This is a genomic window from Thioclava sp. NS-SX20, assembly GCF_057380695.1.
Genome location: NZ_CM170816.1, coordinates 1,585,819 through 1,603,154, shown reverse-complemented (window position 1 = coordinate 1,603,154; position 17,336 = coordinate 1,585,819). Strand labels below are relative to the sequence as shown.

Genomic DNA, 17,336 nt, shown 5'->3' with positions numbered 1-17,336 from the left:
ACCGGATAAGAAAAGCGCGCGGCCAAAGTCGCGCGCTTTTTCGATCAGATCCAGAACATCAGCCAGAGCGCAAGCATCACCGCACAGACAGCGCTATAGGCACCGTTCCATCTGAGACTGACGGTCGCGGGCGTCACATCGCCCAGCCGCGCCACAAGCATTACCGAGGCTGTGAAGGGCGAGGTGACCCCCGAAAGCGACCATCCTGCCGTGATCGACAGCACCATCGCGGTGGGCGAGATGCCAAGCGCTTCCGGTGTCGGCAGCAGCGGCCCGAAAAGCGAGACGAACAGGATGGGGTTCATCCCCAACTGCCCGCCGATCGGGATCAGGACGATGGGCAGGATCAGCAGCAGCCAGACCGGCATCGCCGCCAGATCCAGCCCGCTTCCCGCAACGATTGGCGCAAGCATGGTGCCCGCAGACGAGCCGATAAACCCCGCCATCGACAGGAGAACGATCTCGTTGCGATAGGAGGGCAGCTCGATGAACCCGAATTCGCAGGCGTGCAGCACCGCATGGTTGAGGCGCGTGCGTCTGGGGGCCCCGATCAGCAGCCAGCCCGCAGAGAGCAGCGGAATGATCATCAGGACGGACATGGCAGCGGGCAATCCGGCGGTCAGATCCAGAATGACAGCGGGGATCGCGATCAGCAGGATCAGCCAGAGCACCGGCAGAAGATCGCGGGCGGTGGTGGGCATACTGTCGCGCAGCGGGGTTGCGTGATGGCCTTGCGGGATCACCGGCTTGAACAGTTGGTCCATCGCCCAGCCGACCCCGATCAGGATCGCGGAAGACACGAGGGCGGGCAGGATGATGTGGTTCAACTCCGCCCCTTGCACGATCGAGGTCGAGATCACCATCGCAAAGCCCAGCGGAGACCAGCACAGGCTGGCGGCAAAGCCGCGATGGACCGCCTGCAGCATGCGGCGTATGCGGATTTTGCGGATTTCGGGGTCGGGTTCGCGGTCTGAGGAGGCACGCGACATGCCCCCCAGAAGCGAGATCGCGCCGTAGTTCAGCATCGGGGCGAAGGCCTGTGTGCCGATGGTCAGCGCGCTATAGCGCCGTCCGGGAGGCTGGCTGGCCAGATAGACCGCCGCGCGGGTGATTTTTTCCGAGATCCCCGCCACATGGCGCAATGTGGCCAGAGCCGAGAAAAAAGCGATGATGAAGCTCGCACGGCCAAGCGCCTCCGAGATCACCGCCCAGGGTGTGGGATAGAAGAGGAACGCATAGGCGCATAGTGCCAGCGCCACCACCACGAAGATCCGGCGCGAATTCTTGACCGAAGGTGTCAGCGCCAGCACGGCGATGACGCTCAGGACTTTTGCGACGGGCGCGGCAAAGGCGAAGATCTCCCAGTTGGCCAGAATGGTGCAAAGGATGATCAGGCCCAGAATGACCCCGATGGCCCGATCCAGCAATGTGGTCTGTTTGAGCTGCTCGAAGCTCGTTGCCATAGGCGGGGTCCTTTCGAAACGGGAAGCGGGTCTTAGACGGAGACAGGGGAGAAGGTGCGGATCAGGCGTCGAGGGTGATCCAGACCGGCACGTGGTCCGAAGGCTTCTCGCGGCCACGGATGTCACGGTCGATCTGGCAGTCGGTCATCAAGTCGGCGGCCTGCGGGCTCAGCAGCAGGTGGTCGATGCGGATGCCGTTATTGCGCGCCCATGCGCCCGCTTGGTAATCCCAGAAAGAGTAATGGCCGGGGCCTTGGGTGCGGGCGCGGAAGGCCTCGGTGAAGCCAAGATTCAGGATGCGGCGGAAGGCGGCGCGGCTTTCGGGCAGGGCCAGCGCGTCCTTTTGCCAGCTTTCCGGTTTGGCGGCATCCTCATCCTGCGGGATGATGTTGTAATCGCCCGCCAGAACCAGCGGTTCTTCCAGCGCCAGAAGCTCGGTCGCGCGGGCCTGCATCCGCGCCATCCATGCCAGCTTATAGCCGTATTTGCCTTCGGCAACCGGCGCGCCCTCGGCGTCGAACTCCACCGGATTGCCATTGGGCAGATACAGCCCGCAGACCCGCACCGCGCGCTCGCCGATCACGGTCGCCTCGATCCAGCGGGCCTGTTCGTCGCTGTCATCACCCGGCAGGCCGCGGGTGATGTCCTCTAGCGGCAGTTTCGACAGGATCGCCACCCCGTTGAAGCTTTTCTGCCCGTGGGTTTCAACGCGATAGCCCAGATCCTCGATGATCTCGCGGGGGAAGGCCTCGTCGATGGATTTGATCTCTTGCAGCAGGGCGACATCGGGATCGGCCTCTTTCAGCCAGTCCACCAGCGCATTGATACGGGCCTTGACGCCATTGATATTGAAGGTCGCGATTTTCATGGCCTGTCTCCGCTCTGGTCCAGAATCTTGAGCGCGGCATGATAGCGGGCGATCCGCTGCCTGTCTTCCGGCCCGATATGAGCAATACGCGACAGATCCAGATTGTCCAAGAGGTCGAGGCGCTTGACGACCCGCGCAATCGGGTGGGCGGCGGCGCGCAGAACGAAGGCCTCGTAGGGCTCGCCCATGCGTTTGCTCAGCGCATCGAGGGCTGTGGCCTGAAGATCGCTCAGCCCTTCGATGCGTAGCGCCGCGAGCGTCCAGTCGCTATCCTCGACCACATCATGCAGCACGGCCACCACGCGGCTGTCATGGTCCTTGGCCCCCAGCATCACCCGTAAAGGATGCAGGATATAGGGCGCGCCGCCCTTATCGGTCTGGCCCTTATGGGCCAGTGCGGCAATACGGATCGCGGTTTCGAGCTGCATCGGGTGTCCGGTGTGGATGGCTGACTCTGGTCAGAGAGAAAGCACAAGTCGCCCGCCGCGGAAATGGCCGCGGATCAGGACATTCTTGCGCTTGGCGTGGGAAAACTGGTCGAGCCAGTCGCGATAACGGTCATTGGTGATGATCTTTGCACCAAGCCGTGTGGCCTGACGCAGGATTTCGGGGTCGGCAGGCAGGCCGCTATCAACAACCTGTATCCGCCTGGGGGGCAGGCCAAGCAGCGGCGCAAGCTCTTCTGGCCCCATGTAATGGTCCGAGAGCTTGTAGCCCACATTGGCATCAAAGATCACGAGGGGCGCGTAACCGGCGGCTTTGGCCCGTGCCAGAACCCGTTGCAGGGCGGTCAGCTCGGGCAGGTTCTTGCGCCAATGCAGGACGTTGGAGCCGTCGATGAGGATGGGCTTGTGTCCGCGCAGATCCCTGCGCGGGGCGGGTGCGGGGGCTTTGCGGCGCAGTTGCCACTGGCGCGGTGGCTTCGATATCCGGAAATTGCGGACCCTTAGCACCAGATAAAGCGCCGCGAGCGAGGAAATCAGGCAGAGGGCCAGCAAATCTGGCTGATCCAGAAAAAAGGCGCAGGCGGCAGCGGCTACCGATCCGGCGAGAAGTATATCAGGGATCCGCATGGGCGGCTTTCAAAAAGGTCGCAGGCCGCACCGGTCATGACGAAACGGGCGCGGCCTGTGGCATGTTACATGGAGAAGGAAATCCCGCAGCCGCAGGAGGATACGGCATTGGGATTGTTGACCACAAAGCGCGCGCCGATCAGTTCGTCGGTGAAATCGATCACCGCGTTTTCCAGAAACGGCAGCGAGACGGGGTCGATCAGCACGCGCTGGCCCGCGCCTTGCAGGATCAGGTCATCTTCGGCGGCCTGCTCTTCGAGCTTGATGTCATATTGGAAGCCCGAACAGCCGCCGCCCTCAACGGCCACACGCAGGGCGCGCGGGGTCTCGGCATCTTCGTTGATTTCTGCCAGTCGCGCGAAGGCGCGCTCGGTGACTTTTGGCGGAATTTGCAGCATTTTCACACGCTTTCTGCCCGTTGGGGCCTGTTCTTCCCTAGGCTAGGGGATATAGGATGTCTTATATGCCGCGACAAGAAGAGGTTGCCGTGCTCAAGCCCTATGCCTGCCATCCCGAGAAGACTTGGGGGAGACTTATTCCGGAAAACTATTCCACGTTCCGGACCGCGTTTCAACGGGACCGCGACAGGATCATCCATTCTTCGGCCTTCCGGCGGCTGAAACATAAGACCCAGGTGTTTGTCGAACATGAGGGCGATTATTACCGCACCCGTCTGACCCATACGATCGAGGTGGCGCAGGTGGCGCGCACGATTGCCAACCATCTGGGGCTGAACACCGATCTGGCGGAAACCGTGGCACTGGCGCATGATCTGGGGCATCCGCCCTTCGGTCATACCGGCGAGGATGCGCTGCACGAGCTGATGGCGCCCTATGGCGGCTTCGACCATAACGCGCAGGCCTTGCGCATCGTGACGAAGCTTGAACGCCATTACGCCGATTTCGACGGGCTGAACCTGACATGGGAAGCCCTTGAAGGCATTGCCAAACATAATGGTCCGGTGATTTCGGATCGTGGCGGCAGCCATACGGTCGCGCGGCGCGAGGATCTGCCCTACGCACTGGCCGAAGTCGATGCGATGTGGGATCTGGAACTGGCGTCCAATGCCAGTGCCGAGGCACAGGTGGCTGCGGTGGCCGATGATTGCGCCTATAACCACCATGACCTGCATGACGGCTTGCGGGCGGGGCTGTTTACCGAGGATGACCTGTGCGAATTGCCGGTGATTGGTGACTGTTTCGAGGCGGTCGACAAGCTGTATCCGGGGCTGGACCGCTCGCGTCGCCAGCACGAGGCCTTGCGCCGCGTCTTTGGCGTGATGGTCGAGGATGTGATCGCTGTGGCGCAGAACCGGCTGGAATCTTTGCGCCCCGAGACGGTGGACGATATCCGCTCGATGGAGGGCCCGATCATCCGTTTCTCGAAGCCGCTTTACCAGAACCTCAAGGCGATCAAGCGCTTCCTATTCACCCGCATGTATCGCGCCCCGACCGTGGTGGTCGAGCGCAAGCGGGTGACGACGATGGTCAACGGGCTATTCCCGTTTTTCATGGAAAACCCGCAGCAGCTTCCGTCTGACTGGCAGGGCGATGTGGGTAAGGCCTTGGCCTCGGGGGGGGATGCCGAAATCCTCTTGGCGCGGGTGGTGCTCGATTATGTGGCGGGCATGACCGACCGTTTCGCCATTCAGGAATATCACCGGCTGATCGATCCGGATCTTTAAGGTGATGGGGGGCTCCCCCGTTCACCCGGAGCCCCCGTTTGCCTGATGTCACAGGCGCGATGGTGTTTTATCGCCCGGTTCTTCCGGGCAGGGGGCGTTCGGCCTGTTTCATGGCCGAGCCGCCCCATTCGGGGTGCTGCTTTTCTTGCTCTTTCACCGCCTGACGGAAGCGTTTCCATGCGCCCAAAGACGGCAGTCGCGGAATATGCGCCAGTTCCCAGTGAATACCGTTGATCGGGTCCTCAAAAAATACCGCATAATACCCCGGTGAATAGACGGGATATTCTGCGGGCGCATCTGTCACGGGGACAGCGTTCGGGCACAGAAACTCCGCATGGAACGCGTCCACCTCGCGCCGGTTGCGGGCCCAGAGCGCGATGTGATGGATGCCCGTCGCGCGAGCTTCATGCGAGAGTTTGCCGCCCGATTTGGCGGGTTGCAGCCCGATATAGCTATGCGGGAAGGGAAAACGCGCCATGTAATAGGTCGAGCGATACCCGATATCGAGCGTCCAGAAGCAGCGATATCCCAGCCAGCCGAACATGCGGTCATAGAAGGCGACCGAGGCATCGTAATCGAGAACCGAAAATTCGACATGGTTTATTCCGCGCCAGCGCATTGTGATCCCTCCAGATTTATCCGTTAAGACAGGATCTTGGTCCTTTGCGCGCAAGATCAATCAAAGGCGTCTTTTCCGCTGCGTCACATTGCGGGGCCGTATCTCTGTTCTTGGGGAATTGGGGGCGGTTGAGCGGCCTGCAAGCGGGGCGGCCATCGGCCATAGCAGGGGGGCTTCGGGACCGCACAAAGGGCCCCGAAGACTGCGCCCCCCGTCCGGACCGCCCAGATAAGGGCAGGCCCGTGCAGGTTTGGGGAGGCGCTGCTTCTAGCTGGTCCGCACGCGGAAGGGCGGGGCGATCCTTACCTCTTCAAGGTTTTTACCGTCCCCGATGCGGTCGACCACCGCAAAGAGCCCCGGACCGGCCAGCGGCGTCAGCACACCATGCCAGATGCCGCGGTGGAAGTTGATCGCCTGCGCGCCGTTTGTCACAAAAGCGCGCGGGCTGCCGGGGCGGTCGCCCAGATCGGGGGCCACGATGATCAGGAAAGGATGTTCCGACATCGGGATAAAGCATTGGCTGCCATGAGGATGGCGCTCGAGCAGGTCGCATTCATAGGGCAGGCTGCGCGGTTCGGCCTTGAAGATCGACACACCCGCGCGGCCTTCGAAGAAACTGAGCGCGGCGCGATCATGATAGCGGCCACATTTGCCGGCATTGATCAGACGGTCGGGCGCTCCCTCCGCCGACAGGACATCGCCAAAAGGGGCGAAGGCTTCGGCGGTAAGCGGTTCGGTGGTAATATCCATCAGCGCCCCAGCATTCCGCGCAAGGGCATGTGGCGGTTGACGTCCTTATACAGGAGGTACCGGAAGGGCTGGGTGCCGCCCGCATAGCAGGCCTGCGGGCAGAAGGCGCGCAGCCACATGAAATCGCCGCCCTCGACCTCGACCCAGTCCTTGTTCAGCAGATAGACCCCGCGCCCCTGTAGCACATATAGCCCGTGCTCCATCACATGGGTCTCGGCAAAGGGAATCGTTGCCCCCGGCTGGATGGTGACGATGTTGACATGCATGTCGTGGCGCATGTCGTCGGGTTCGACGAAACGGGTGGTGGCCCATTTGCCTTCGGTGCCCGCCATCGGGCGCGCTGCTGTCTGCTGGTCCGAGGTCACGAAGCTTTCGGGTTTGGCAATGCCCTCGGCGGGGGTCCAGATCTTGCGTATCCAGACCAGAGTGACAGGTGCCGCGGAGACATTGGCAAGTGACCAGTCCTCGTTCGGGGCAAGGAAGGCATAGCCGCCCTCGGAGAGATCATGGTGCGTGCCCTTGAGCGTCAGGTCAAGGCGGCCCGACAGCACGAAAACCACGCCCTCGGCATCGGGGTCCGGCTCGGGTTTGGTGGCATGGCCACCGGGAGCGATCTCGACAATCAGCTGCGCGAAGGTTTCGGCAAAGCCCGACATGGGGCGGGCCAGAACCCATGCGCGGGCCTTGTCCCATCCCGGCAGGTAGGAGGTGGTGATATCTGACAGCGTATGGGCGGGCAGGAAGGCATAGGCTTCGGTGAAAACCGCGCGATCAACAGTACGGGTGTTCTGGTCGCGCAGACCACCCGGCGGGGCGTAATAGGAAGAACTCATCAGATATCCATATCGTTGAGACGGTGGCGCGCGATCCGTTCGACCTGTCGGCAGGCCTCGGTGAATTCGGTCTCGGCGTCATGGGTGAGGCGGGTGTGGAAAGCCTGAAGGATCGAGGCCTTGCTGTGGTCGCGCACGGCAATGATGAAGGGAAAGCCGAATTTGGCGACGTAATCGGCATTGAGCTGCTGGAAGGTCGCGCGTTCGTCATCGGTCAGCGCATCAAGGCCCGCACTGGCCTGTTCGGAGGTGCTTTCGGCGGTCAGGCGTTTGGCCTGTGCCAGCTTGCCTGCCAGATCGGGATGGGCGCGCAGCACGGCCAGTTGCGCCTCGTGGCCTGCGGTGCGGAAGATCCGCGCCAGCACAGAGGCCACCCCTGCCGCGCAATCATGGGCAGGGCCCAGCTCCAGCTCCCAAGCGCGGCCCGCAATCCATTGCGAATGCTCGTAAATTCGGCCAAAGCGGGTGGCGAATTCATCCTGTGTCATCTCGCTCGGGCGGGGTTTGTGGACCGGCGGATGGGTGGCGGCCCAATGCGCGGCAATCTGGCCACGGGTGGCAAACCACACGCCCTCGTGGCTTTGCGCATAGTCGAGAAACCGTGTGAGCCCCGCAATTTTGCCCGGACGCCCGATCAGCCGGTTATGCAGCCCGATCGAGAACATCTTGCCCTGACCGGCTACGCCTTCGGCATAGAGCGTGTCGAATGTGTCTTTGAGATACTGGAAGAACTGCTCGCCCTCGATATAGCCGGGGGCTGTGGCAAAGCGCATGTCATTGGCTTCCAGCGTGTAGGGGATCACCAGCTGGTCGCGCCCCTCGAGCGTCAGCCAATAGGGCAGGTCGTCGTCATAGGTGTCCGAGATCCAGTCGAATGCGCCGGTTTTGGCGGTCAGCGCCACGGTATTGGCCGAGCAGCGCCCCGTATACCAGCCCTTGGGCGGGGTGCCCACGACCTCGGTATGCAGGCGGATGGCTTCGGTGATCTGGCGGGCTTCCTCTTCGGGCGGGATGTCCTTGTGTTCGACCCATTTCAGCCCGTGGCTGGCAATTTCCCACCCCGCCTCCTTCATCGCCTCGACCTGTTCGGGGCTGCGGGCCAGCGCCGTGGCCACGCCATAGATGGTCACCGGCAGGTTCCGGCAGGTGAACAGCCGGTGCAGCCGCCAGAACCCCGCACGCGCGCCATATTCATAGATCGATTCCATGTTCCAATGGCGCTGGCCGACCCATTGCGCGGCCCCTGCGATATCGGACAAAAACGCCTCGGATGCGGCATCGCCATGCAGGATGTTGTTCTCGCCGCCTTCTTCGTAATTGAGCACGAGCGATATCGCGAGCTTTGCCCCTTCCGGCCAGTGTGCATCGGGTGCGTCGCGACCGTAGCCGCGCATGTTTCTGGGATACCGGTCCATTTTTATCTCTCCTGTCTTGGGTCCGATCAAAAGCCCAAAATGCGGCAACTTCAAGAGCGCGCTCAGGGAATTGCGGTGGCAGGGCATGATCGGCTTGCGCTGCCTTGCCGCTCGGGCCAATCTTGCAGGGCTATATGGGGTTCGAGACGGAGCGATCGCATGTCAGGCTATCTGAGCACACATGTTCTGGACACAGCGCGGGGATGCCCTGCTCAGGGGCTGGAGGTGGTGCTGTTTCGTCTTGCGGGTGAGCAACGCGTTGAACTGGCGCGGATGCGCACCAATGCCGATGGGCGCACGGACCAGCCGATTCTCCCCGCTGCGGATTTTGCCACGGGGATTTACGAGCTGGTCTTCCATGCGGGGGACTATCTGCGCGCAACCGGCCAAGCAGGGGGCGAGCCGCTGTTTCTGGACATCGTGCCGATCCGTTTCGGGATCAATGACGCAAAGTCACATTACCATGTGCCGTTGCTTTTGTCGCCCTATGGCATGTCGACCTATCGCGGCAGCTAGCAGGCAGGGTGGCTCTGATCGAAAGTGCGAAAAATATTTCATACAAACGCGGATTGCGCGGAGCGGGTGTCTCAAAGCGGTTTGGCGATCTGTGTGGAGAGAAACGAACAATCTTATGCAAAATCGAGGAGATTTCTTCGCAATACGCTGAGCAAACCGTGAACGTCCCTTGCGAAGGACGGTGCGCGATCATAAGACTCAAGTAACGATTTTGGCGTTAGACATGTCTGACTAATGACAGGGAAGGGCAGATTTCCATGAAAGACCCGATGGATACCTATATGAACACGCTCGTGCCGATGGTGGTCGAACAGACCTCGCGCGGGGAGCGGTCCTACGATATTTACTCGCGCCTTCTGAAAGAGCGCATCATTTTCCTGTCGGGTCCGGTCCATGATGGCATGGCCACCCTGATCTGTGCGCAGCTTCTGTTCCTTGAGGCCGAGAATCCGTCGAAAGAGATCTCGATGTATATCAACAGCCCCGGTGGTGTGGTGACGGCAGGTCTGTCGATCTATGACACCATGCAATACATCAAGCCGAAGGTCTCGACGCTGGTGATCGGTCAGGCGGCCTCGATGGGCTCGCTCCTGCTGACGGCAGGCGAAAAAGACATGCGGTTCTCGCTGCCTAACTCGCGCGTGATGGTCCACCAGCCGTCCGGTGGCTATCAGGGTCAGGCGACCGATATTATGATCCACGCACAGGAAACGGCAAAACTGAAACGCCGCCTCAACGAGATCTATGTCAAGCATACCGGCAATGACTACGAGACCGTCGAAGCGGCCCTTGAACGCGATAATTTCATGTCGGCAGAGCAGGCCAAAGACTGGGGTCTGATCGACGAAATTCTCGAAAATCGCGGGAAAACCGAAGACAAGAAGTGACCCTCCCTTAACCGGGAGAGGTAATTTGACATTGGCATGACGGTCGGGCTGCCCTAGACTTTGTTTGCGGGTGGCCCGCCGCCCAAAAGGACCGGACCCGCCCGGCCGTTACTGCAGAGGGATATCATGGCGAACACTACAGGCTCCGACAGCAAGAACACCCTTTACTGTTCCTTCTGCGGCAAAAGCCAGCACGAGGTCCGGAAACTGATTGCCGGGCCGACTGTATTCATCTGCGATGAATGCGTTGAACTTTGTATGGACATCATCCGCGAGGAGACGAAATCGGCGGGGCTGAAATCCTCCGAAGGCGTGCCGACGCCGCGCGATATCTGCAAGGTTCTGGATGACTATGTCATCGGTCAGGAAAAGGCCAAGCGCGTTCTTTCGGTCGCGGTGCACAACCATTACAAACGTCTGAACCACGGGTCGAAACAGGATATCGAACTGTCGAAGTCGAACATCCTGCTGATCGGTCCGACCGGCTGTGGTAAAACGCTTCTGGCCCAGACGCTGGCGCGCATTCTGGATGTGCCCTTCACGATGGCCGATGCGACCACGCTGACCGAAGCCGGCTATGTCGGTGAGGATGTCGAGAATATCATCCTGAAGCTTCTGCAGGCGTCGGAATATAATGTCGAGCGGGCGCAGCGCGGCATCGTCTATATCGACGAGGTCGACAAGATCACCCGCAAATCCGACAACCCCTCGATCACCCGCGATGTGTCGGGCGAGGGCGTGCAGCAGGCGCTGCTGAAGATCATGGAAGGCACCGTGGCGTCGGTTCCGCCGCAAGGGGGGCGCAAACACCCGCAGCAGGAATTCCTGCAGGTGGATACCACGAACATCCTGTTCATCTGTGGTGGCGCATTCGCGGGCCTCGACCGGATCATCGCGCAGCGCGGCAAAGGTTCGGCCATGGGCTTTGGTGCCGATGTGAAGAACAACGATGACCGTGGCGTGGGCGAGCTGTTTGCCGAACTCGAGCCGGAAGATCTGCTGAAATTCGGGCTGATCCCCGAATTCGTGGGTCGTTTGCCGGTGATTGCAACGCTGACCGATCTCGACGAGGATGCGCTGGTCATCATTCTGACCCAGCCGAAAAACGCGCTGGTCAAGCAATACCAGCGTCTGTTCGAGATCGAGGGCGTCGACCTGTCCTTCACCGAAGATGCGCTGTCGGCGATTGCCAAACGCGCGATCGAGCGGAAAACCGGTGCGCGCGGCCTGAGGTCGATCCTCGAGGATATCCTGCTGGATACGATGTTCGAGCTGCCGGGCATGGATGGCGTGAACGAAGTGGTGGTCAATGAAGAGGCGGTTACTCAAGCCAGCGCCAAGCCGCTTCTGATTTATGCAGATGCGAAGAAAGAGGGCAGCTCTGCGAGCTAAGATCCTTGCGCCGCTCCGTTCTTTCGGGGCGGCGTTTTCGTGACCACGGGATCGGTCGCAAAGCCTATCTGCGCACTGGACCTTGTCGTGCGCTGCGATATAAGGGGCTGAGACAGCCTGCGGAGGAATAAGATGAAAACCCTGCTTCAGATTCTGACATGGTGGAATGGTCAGACGCTCAATACGCGCATCTGGTCGGCACGCAATGGCAAGAAAGTCGGCGAAGACGAGCAAGGTAACATCTTTTACCAGACCAAGGACGGCAAGCGTCGCTGGGTGATCTATAATGGCGAGAGCCAGGCAAGCCGCGTGTCGCCCGATTGGCATGGCTGGCTGCATCACACCTTTGCAGAGCCGCCGACCGAACGTCCGATGATCCATAAGACCTGGGAAAAACCGCATGAGGAAAACCTCACCGGGACGCCTGCGGCTTATGCGCCTGCAGGGTCGCTTCGTCGCGTGATGCCGGTCGAGCGTCACGACTACGAGGCATGGCAGCCCGAGTGATCTGATCCATGCGTATCTTCAAGTTTCTTTCCGTGGCGGTGATGGCCATCCTGCCAGCGGCTGTGTATGCGCAGGAAAGCGGTGTTATGACCGGCCTTGCCGATGCCTCGGGGGCGCAGCTGCGCGGGCTCGACAAGATCAATGGCATCGCTTCGGATATTGCATTGAAAACCGGCCAGAGCGTAACCTATGGCACGTTGAAGGTGACTCTGAACGAATGCCGCTACCCTTCGGAAGATCCGAGTTCGAATGCGTTCGCACATCTGACCATTTTCGACAATCAGACCAATAAACAGGCGTTTTCCGGCTGGATGATCGCGTCGAGCCCCGCGCTTTCGGCGCTCGACAATCAGCGTTACGATGTCTGGGTCATCCGCTGCACCAATTCCTGACCCGAGGGCAGGGGGCGTTTTGTGAAATCGCCCTCGCTTTCCAAAGCCCGTGCCAGTTTTGCGCGATATGCTTCGCGGGGAATTTCGATCCCGCCAAGGCTGGCCAGATGCGGCGTCAGGTATTGTGTGTCAAATAATGTGAAGCCAGATACACGAAGGCGGTCAACCACATAGGCGATCGCGATTTTCGAGGCATTGGTGCGACGCGAGAACATTGATTCGCCAAAAAACGCGCCCCCGAGGGTGATGCCGAACAGCCCACCCACCAGCGTCTTTCCCTCCCAGACCTCCATCGAATGGGCGAATCCGTGGCTGTGCAACTGGTCATAGAGGTCGAACAGTTGCGCGTTGATCCATGTTTCGTCACGGTCGGCGCATCCTTCGACCGTGGCACGGAAAGCGTGATTGACCCTGATATGATAGGGCATGCGGCGGATCTCGCGGGCCAGCGAACGGGAAAGGTGGAAGCCCTCAAGCGGCATCACGCCGCGCAGCTTGGGTTCGAACCAGTACAGGCGAGGATCCTCGCGGCTTTCGGCCATCGGGAAGATGCCATTTGCATAGCCGCTCAGAAGGAGCTCGGCTGTTAGCGTTTGTGCCATTTTCTTGCCCGTATTATCCTTTTAGGGTCTGCCTAGTGCGAGAATGGACCGAATTGGGGGCGAGCGCAAATCATGGGTTTCTTTGATTTTTTGCCGGAGATTGATCGATATTCCGAAGATCCCGGAACTGTGGCCCGGATGAATGCCCGCCATAAGATGGTGATCAAACCGCTGGCGGAGGAGATCGCGGGCAAGCGGGTGCTGGATCTGGCGGCCCATGACGGTCGTTGGGCCTATGCCTTTGCCGCGGCAGGGGCCGCAGAGGTGGTGGGGATCGAGGGGCGCCAGAGCCTGATCGACCGCTTCGCCGAGTTTCCGCGCGAGCATCTGAAGAAGAAGGTCAGCCTGAAATGTGGCGATCTCTTTGCGGGAATGCAGGCCGAGATTGAGGCTGGGCAACGCTATGATGTGGTTGGGGTTCTGGGCATTCTTTACCATGTGATGGACCATATGCGCCTGTTCGATCTGGTGCGTCAGTTGGGGCCGAAACTGGTGGTGGTGGATAGCGAATTTCTTGACCGTCCGGGGGCGGTGATCGCGCTCCAGCGCGAGCGGACCCATAAGGACCTGAACGCGATTGCCCAGTTCGAGGGGCAGGAGGTGACGGCCATCGGCATTCCCTCGCGCAAGGCGATGGAGTTGATTGCCGAGGTGCAGGGCTTTGATATCGACTGGCTGGACTGGGAGGGGCTGCCCGTGGCGCAACGGGAGCATGTCGGGGATTACTACCGCAAGGGCGAGAAGCGGCGCTATAGCTGCTTGCTGCGCCCGAAAACTGTCTGAGGCGCCATTTGCCAAAAGGAAAGGCCGCCTGATCGGCGGCCTTGCTGCTTTTTCTGGAGCATGTGGCAGCGTCTCGGACGCGGTTTGCCGTTATGCGTATTTGGCTTTCAGCCATTTCTCGAGCCAGTGGATCGAGTAGTTGCCGGCCTGAATATCGGGTTCTTCCAGCAGGGCGTTGAACAGCGGGATCGTGGTATCGACACCGTCGATGATCATTTCGCCAAGCGCGCGGTGCAGGCGGGCCAGTGCCTCCTGACGGTCGGCGCCATGCACGATCAGCTTGCCGATGAGGCTGTCGTAATAGGGCGGGATCTTGTAGCCCGCATAAAGCGCGCTATCGATGCGCACGCCCAGACCACCTGGCGCATGGAAGGCCGTGACCTTGCCGGGGCAGGGGGCGAAGTTGGGGATGCGTTCGGCATTGATCCGCACTTCGATGGCATGACCGTTGATCTTGAGGTCGTCCTGCGTGAACTCCATGCCGAGCCCTGCGGCCACACGGATTTGCTGGCGCACGAGATCGACGCCGAAGATGGCCTCGGTGACGGGGTGTTCCACCTGCAGGCGGGTGTTCATCTCGATGAAATAGAACTCGCCATCCTCATAGAGGAATTCGATGGTGCCGGCACCGGCATAGCCCAGTTCGCCAATCGCATCGGCGCAGATCTTGCCGATACGCGCACGCTCTTCCGGGGTGATGCAGGGGCCGGGGGCCTCTTCGAGCACTTTCTGGTGACGGCGCTGGAGCGAGCAGTCGCGCTCGCCCAGATGGACGCCGCGGCCCTTGCCGTCGCCAAAGACCTGAATTTCGATATGGCGCGGTTTTTCGAGATATTTCTCGATATAGACCTCGTCATTGCCGAAAGCGGCTTTGGCTTCCGAACGGGCAGTGCGGAAGGCGACTTCGAGATCTTCGAGCGAGGTCGCGACTTTCATGCCGCGCCCGCCGCCGCCTGCGGTGGCCTTGATGATCACCGGAAAGCCCATTTCGCTGGCCACGGCCTGCGCGGTTTCGATATCGGGCACGCCACCAGCCGAACCCGGCACGACCGGAATGCCGAGACGTTTCGCGGTTTCCTTGGCGGTGATCTTGTCCCCCATCATGCGGATATGTTCCGCCGAGGGGCCGATGAAGGTGATGCCGTGATCTTCCAGCGCCTGCACGAAGCCCGCGTTTTCCGAGAGGAACCCGTAGCCCGGATGGATCGCCTGCGCGCCGGTGACTTCACAGGCGGCGATGATCTGGCTGACCTTCAGGTAGCTTTCGGACGAGGGGTTCGGGCCGATGCAGACCGATTCATCGGCCATGCGCACATGCATGGCATCGGCATCGGCGGTCGAGTGGACAGCGACAGAGGCGATGCCCATCTCGCGGCAGGCACGGATCACGCGTAGCGCGATTTCGCCCCGGTTCGCGATAAGGATCTTGTCAAACATGGGTCCGGCCTTACTCGATGATCATCAAGGGCGAGCCGAACTCGACCGGCTGCGCATCATCGATCAGGATGCGTTTCACGGTCCCTGCTTTCGGGGCGGGAATGTGGTTCATGGTTTTCATCGCTTCGATGATCATCAGCGTCTGGCCTTCCTTGACCTGTGCGCCAACGGTGACAAAAGCGGCAGCCCCCGGTTCGGGCGACAGATAGGCGGTGCCGACCATCGGCGAGGTCACAGCCCCCGGATGGGCGGCGAGGTCTTCGCTGGCCGGTGCAGCGGCAGGAGCGGCGGCAGCAGGGGCCGCGCTAGGTGCGGGCGTCGCAACAGGTGCCGCAGCTGCGATCTGGGTCACAACAGTCGACTGTTTCGAGACGCGCACCTTCAGGCTGTCATCTTCGCCATATTCACGGGTGACCGAAATTTCGGCCAGATCGTTTGTATTCAGCAGCTCGGCAAGCGCCTGAATGAAGGCGACATCGGTTTCACGGATATTATTGCTCATAGGGTCCTCGAAAGGTGCGTGTTGTGGCCTGTCAAGAATGCCAATGTTCCTTGTCCACAGGCGTTCTGGCCGTGCTTATACGCCAGGTATAGCGCAGTGAAAAGCATCAAGAGCCGTTCGGGGGGTGCTGAAAATCACGGCACAGAGAGGGTCATCGATCTGTTCTTGGGCAATGATCAGTTTTTTCGGCACTTCCTATATTTTACCATTTGATAAAAAAATATTCGGTGGCACTGTGGAAAAAAGACGCAAGCAGGGAGGACATCATGTCCAACAGCCAGCTCACAGCCGGAATAGTGGCGGGGCGCATTGATCCGGAGGCTCTTGGGGCCAATTTTACCGATCTTCATCCGCCGCTCGACGGGCATGAGGCACAGGTGGCGGCAGATCGCTGCTATTTCTGCCATGATGCGCCTTGTGTGACGGCCTGTCCGACCTCGATCGACATTCCGTTATTTATTCGTCAGGTGTCGACCGGCACTCCCGAGGCTGCGGCCAAGACCATCTTTGATAGCAATATCCTGGGCGGCATGTGCGCGCGTGTCTGCCCGACGGAAAATCTCTGCGAAGGCTCTTGTGTGCGCGAGACGGCGGAGGGCAAGCCGGTGGAGATCGGGCTGTTGCAGCGCCATGCGACCGATACGCTGATGGCCAAGCAGAGCCACCCCTATGTGCGCGCCGATATCACGGGGCGTTCGGTGGCCGTGGTGGGGGCGGGGCCTGCGGGTCTGGCCTGTGCGCATCGTCTGGCGATGAAGGGCCACGAGGTCACCATCTATGATGCGCGCCGCAAGCCGGGGGGGCTGAATGAATATGGCATTGCCTCATACAAGGCGCCGGATGATTTCGCGCAGAAGGAAGTCGCTTGGCTGATGCAGATCGGCGGGATCACTCTGGTGGAAAACTGGATGTTGGGCCGTGCGGGCGATGGCGATCTGGCCGAGTTGCTGGAGGACTATGATGCGGTCTTCCTTGGCATGGGCCTGTCGGGGGTGAATGCGCTGCGTCTGACGGGCGAAGAGAAAGACGGCCTTCTTCCGGCAACCGATTTTATTGCTAACCTTCGTCAGGCATCCGATCTGGCCGCTTTGCCGATTGGTCGCGATGTGGTGGTGATCGGCGGCGGCATGACAGCGGTGGATGCGGCGGTTCAGGCGAAACTGCTGGGCGCGTTGAATGTGACGATCGTCTATCGCCGCTCGCGGGCCGAGATGCCGGCCTCAGGCTTCGAGCAGGATCTGGCGCTATCCAAAGGCGTGCGGATCATCGAACATGCCGCCCCTGTGGGGATTATCGGCAATGGATCGGTGCGCGAGGTGGAATTCGCCTATACCAAGGCGGGCCCTGAGGGGCTTGAGGTGACCGAAGACACCTTCCGGCTGAGCGCGGATCAATGCTTCAAGGCGATCGGCCAGACGCTGGGGGACACGCCCGAAGAGGTCAAAGTGGCAGGTGGCAAGATCATCACTGATGGCATCGGCCGCACCAGCATGGCGCGTGTCTGGGCGGGGGGCGATTGCACCCATGCGGGCGAGGACCTGACCGTGACGGCGGTCGCGCAGGGGCGCGATGCGGCTGAAGATATTCACTCTTTCCTGATGGAGGGCTAAGAC

At 60.7% G+C, this 17,336-nt stretch carries 20 protein-coding genes; 8 read left to right on the top strand and 12 right to left on the bottom strand.

The window, feature by feature from the left end:
- Nucleotides 1-44 precede the first annotated feature (44 nt).
- The 5 genes from AC2ISB_RS07810 to AC2ISB_RS07790 all read right to left on the bottom strand — a co-directional run bounded on the left by AC2ISB_RS07810 (nucleotide 45) and on the right by AC2ISB_RS07790 (nucleotide 3,802).
- Entirely contained in the window at nucleotides 45-1,463 is a 1,419-nt protein-coding gene (locus AC2ISB_RS07810; protein WP_406720994.1) for a hypothetical protein, read from the bottom strand.
- A gap of 61 nt (nucleotides 1,464-1,524) precedes the next feature.
- On the bottom strand, nucleotides 1,525-2,331 hold the full coding sequence (gene xth / locus AC2ISB_RS07805; RefSeq protein ID WP_406736302.1) for an exodeoxyribonuclease III: 807 nt from the start codon (nucleotides 2,329-2,331) through the stop codon (nucleotides 1,525-1,527).
- A complete protein-coding gene (locus AC2ISB_RS07800; protein ID WP_486574653.1) occupies nucleotides 2,328-2,759 on the bottom strand; it encodes an HD domain-containing protein in 432 nt (143 codons plus the stop codon). The genes xth and AC2ISB_RS07800 overlap by 4 nt, the downstream gene beginning before the upstream one ends.
- Nucleotides 2,760-2,789: 30 nt before the next feature.
- Nucleotides 2,790-3,329, bottom strand: a complete 540-nt coding sequence (locus tag AC2ISB_RS07795; RefSeq protein WP_486574652.1) for an NYN domain-containing protein — start codon at nucleotides 3,327-3,329, stop codon at nucleotides 2,790-2,792.
- Between the two features lie 140 nt (nucleotides 3,330-3,469).
- A complete protein-coding gene (locus tag AC2ISB_RS07790) occupies nucleotides 3,470-3,802 on the bottom strand; it encodes a HesB/IscA family protein (protein WP_339107669.1) in 333 nt (110 codons plus the stop codon).
- An 89-nt stretch (nucleotides 3,803-3,891) separates the two neighbouring features.
- Here AC2ISB_RS07790 and AC2ISB_RS07785 point away from each other — a divergent pair, with 89 nt between their 5' ends.
- Nucleotides 3,892-5,088 (top strand): deoxyguanosinetriphosphate triphosphohydrolase, encoded by a 1,197-nt coding sequence (locus AC2ISB_RS07785; protein WP_486576774.1) that lies wholly within the window; start codon nucleotides 3,892-3,894, stop codon nucleotides 5,086-5,088.
- Between the two features lie 67 nt (nucleotides 5,089-5,155).
- On the opposite strand, the gene AC2ISB_RS07780 is transcribed toward AC2ISB_RS07785, so the two are convergent.
- From AC2ISB_RS07780 to puuE, 4 genes are all read right to left on the bottom strand, one after another.
- Nucleotides 5,156-5,707, bottom strand: a complete 552-nt coding sequence (locus tag AC2ISB_RS07780) for a VOC family protein (protein ID WP_339107668.1) — start codon at nucleotides 5,705-5,707, stop codon at nucleotides 5,156-5,158.
- Between the two features lie 267 nt (nucleotides 5,708-5,974).
- The gene (locus AC2ISB_RS07775) at nucleotides 5,975-6,457 is read right to left on the bottom strand and encodes an ureidoglycolate lyase (RefSeq protein ID WP_486574651.1); all 483 of its coding nucleotides are present in this window, start codon (nucleotides 6,455-6,457) and stop codon (nucleotides 5,975-5,977) included.
- Nucleotides 6,457-7,290: a bifunctional allantoicase/(S)-ureidoglycine aminohydrolase gene (locus AC2ISB_RS07770; protein WP_406736305.1), complete on the bottom strand. Its 834-nt coding sequence runs from the start codon at nucleotides 7,288-7,290 to the stop codon at nucleotides 6,457-6,459. Before AC2ISB_RS07770 ends, AC2ISB_RS07775 begins: the two co-directional genes overlap by 1 nt.
- The gene (gene puuE / locus AC2ISB_RS07765; protein ID WP_486574650.1) at nucleotides 7,290-8,705 is read right to left on the bottom strand and encodes an allantoinase PuuE; all 1,416 of its coding nucleotides are present in this window, start codon (nucleotides 8,703-8,705) and stop codon (nucleotides 7,290-7,292) included. The genes AC2ISB_RS07770 and puuE overlap by 1 nt, the downstream gene beginning before the upstream one ends.
- 159 nt (nucleotides 8,706-8,864) lie before the next feature.
- On the opposite strand from puuE, the gene uraH reads away from it, so the two are divergent.
- From uraH to AC2ISB_RS07740, 5 genes are all read left to right on the top strand, one after another.
- A complete protein-coding gene (gene uraH, locus AC2ISB_RS07760; protein WP_486574649.1) occupies nucleotides 8,865-9,221 on the top strand; it encodes a hydroxyisourate hydrolase in 357 nt (118 codons plus the stop codon).
- A 257-nt stretch (nucleotides 9,222-9,478) separates the two neighbouring features.
- On the top strand, nucleotides 9,479-10,108 hold the full coding sequence (locus AC2ISB_RS07755; RefSeq protein WP_339107664.1) for an ATP-dependent Clp protease proteolytic subunit: 630 nt from the start codon (nucleotides 9,479-9,481) through the stop codon (nucleotides 10,106-10,108).
- Nucleotides 10,109-10,234: 126 nt separating this feature from the next.
- Nucleotides 10,235-11,500, top strand: coding sequence for an ATP-dependent Clp protease ATP-binding subunit ClpX (clpX, locus tag AC2ISB_RS07750; protein ID WP_339107663.1), 1,266 nt, complete (start codon nucleotides 10,235-10,237; stop codon nucleotides 11,498-11,500).
- A gap of 132 nt (nucleotides 11,501-11,632) precedes the next feature.
- Complete coding sequence (locus AC2ISB_RS07745) at nucleotides 11,633-12,007, top strand: NADH:ubiquinone oxidoreductase subunit NDUFA12 (protein WP_339107662.1); 375 nt, start codon at nucleotides 11,633-11,635, stop codon at nucleotides 12,005-12,007.
- Nucleotides 12,008-12,015: 8 nt separating this feature from the next.
- Entirely contained in the window at nucleotides 12,016-12,399 is a 384-nt protein-coding gene (locus AC2ISB_RS07740; RefSeq protein ID WP_406736307.1) for a DUF2155 domain-containing protein, read from the top strand.
- On the opposite strand, the gene aat is transcribed toward AC2ISB_RS07740, so the two are convergent.
- Nucleotides 12,363-13,001, bottom strand: a complete 639-nt coding sequence (aat, locus tag AC2ISB_RS07735; protein ID WP_486574648.1) for a leucyl/phenylalanyl-tRNA--protein transferase — start codon at nucleotides 12,999-13,001, stop codon at nucleotides 12,363-12,365. The genes AC2ISB_RS07740 and aat overlap by 37 nt on opposite strands.
- Before the next feature lie 72 nt (nucleotides 13,002-13,073).
- Here aat and AC2ISB_RS07730 point away from each other — a divergent pair, with 72 nt between their 5' ends.
- Nucleotides 13,074-13,784 (top strand): class I SAM-dependent methyltransferase, encoded by a 711-nt coding sequence (locus AC2ISB_RS07730; RefSeq protein ID WP_339107659.1) that lies wholly within the window; start codon nucleotides 13,074-13,076, stop codon nucleotides 13,782-13,784.
- 90 nt (nucleotides 13,785-13,874) lie between these two features.
- On the opposite strand, the gene accC is transcribed toward AC2ISB_RS07730, so the two are convergent.
- Both accC and accB read right to left on the bottom strand, forming a co-directional pair.
- Nucleotides 13,875-15,221 (bottom strand): acetyl-CoA carboxylase biotin carboxylase subunit, encoded by a 1,347-nt coding sequence (gene accC / locus AC2ISB_RS07725; RefSeq protein WP_339107658.1) that lies wholly within the window; start codon nucleotides 15,219-15,221, stop codon nucleotides 13,875-13,877.
- Nucleotides 15,222-15,231: 10 nt separating this feature from the next.
- Nucleotides 15,232-15,723 (bottom strand): acetyl-CoA carboxylase biotin carboxyl carrier protein, encoded by a 492-nt coding sequence (gene accB / locus AC2ISB_RS07720; RefSeq protein WP_339107657.1) that lies wholly within the window; start codon nucleotides 15,721-15,723, stop codon nucleotides 15,232-15,234.
- Between the two features lie 266 nt (nucleotides 15,724-15,989).
- On the opposite strand from accB, the gene AC2ISB_RS07715 reads away from it, so the two are divergent.
- Nucleotides 15,990-17,333 (top strand): NAD(P)-dependent oxidoreductase, encoded by a 1,344-nt coding sequence (locus tag AC2ISB_RS07715; RefSeq protein WP_486574647.1) that lies wholly within the window; start codon nucleotides 15,990-15,992, stop codon nucleotides 17,331-17,333.
- The last annotated feature ends 3 nt before the right edge of the window (nucleotides 17,334-17,336 follow it).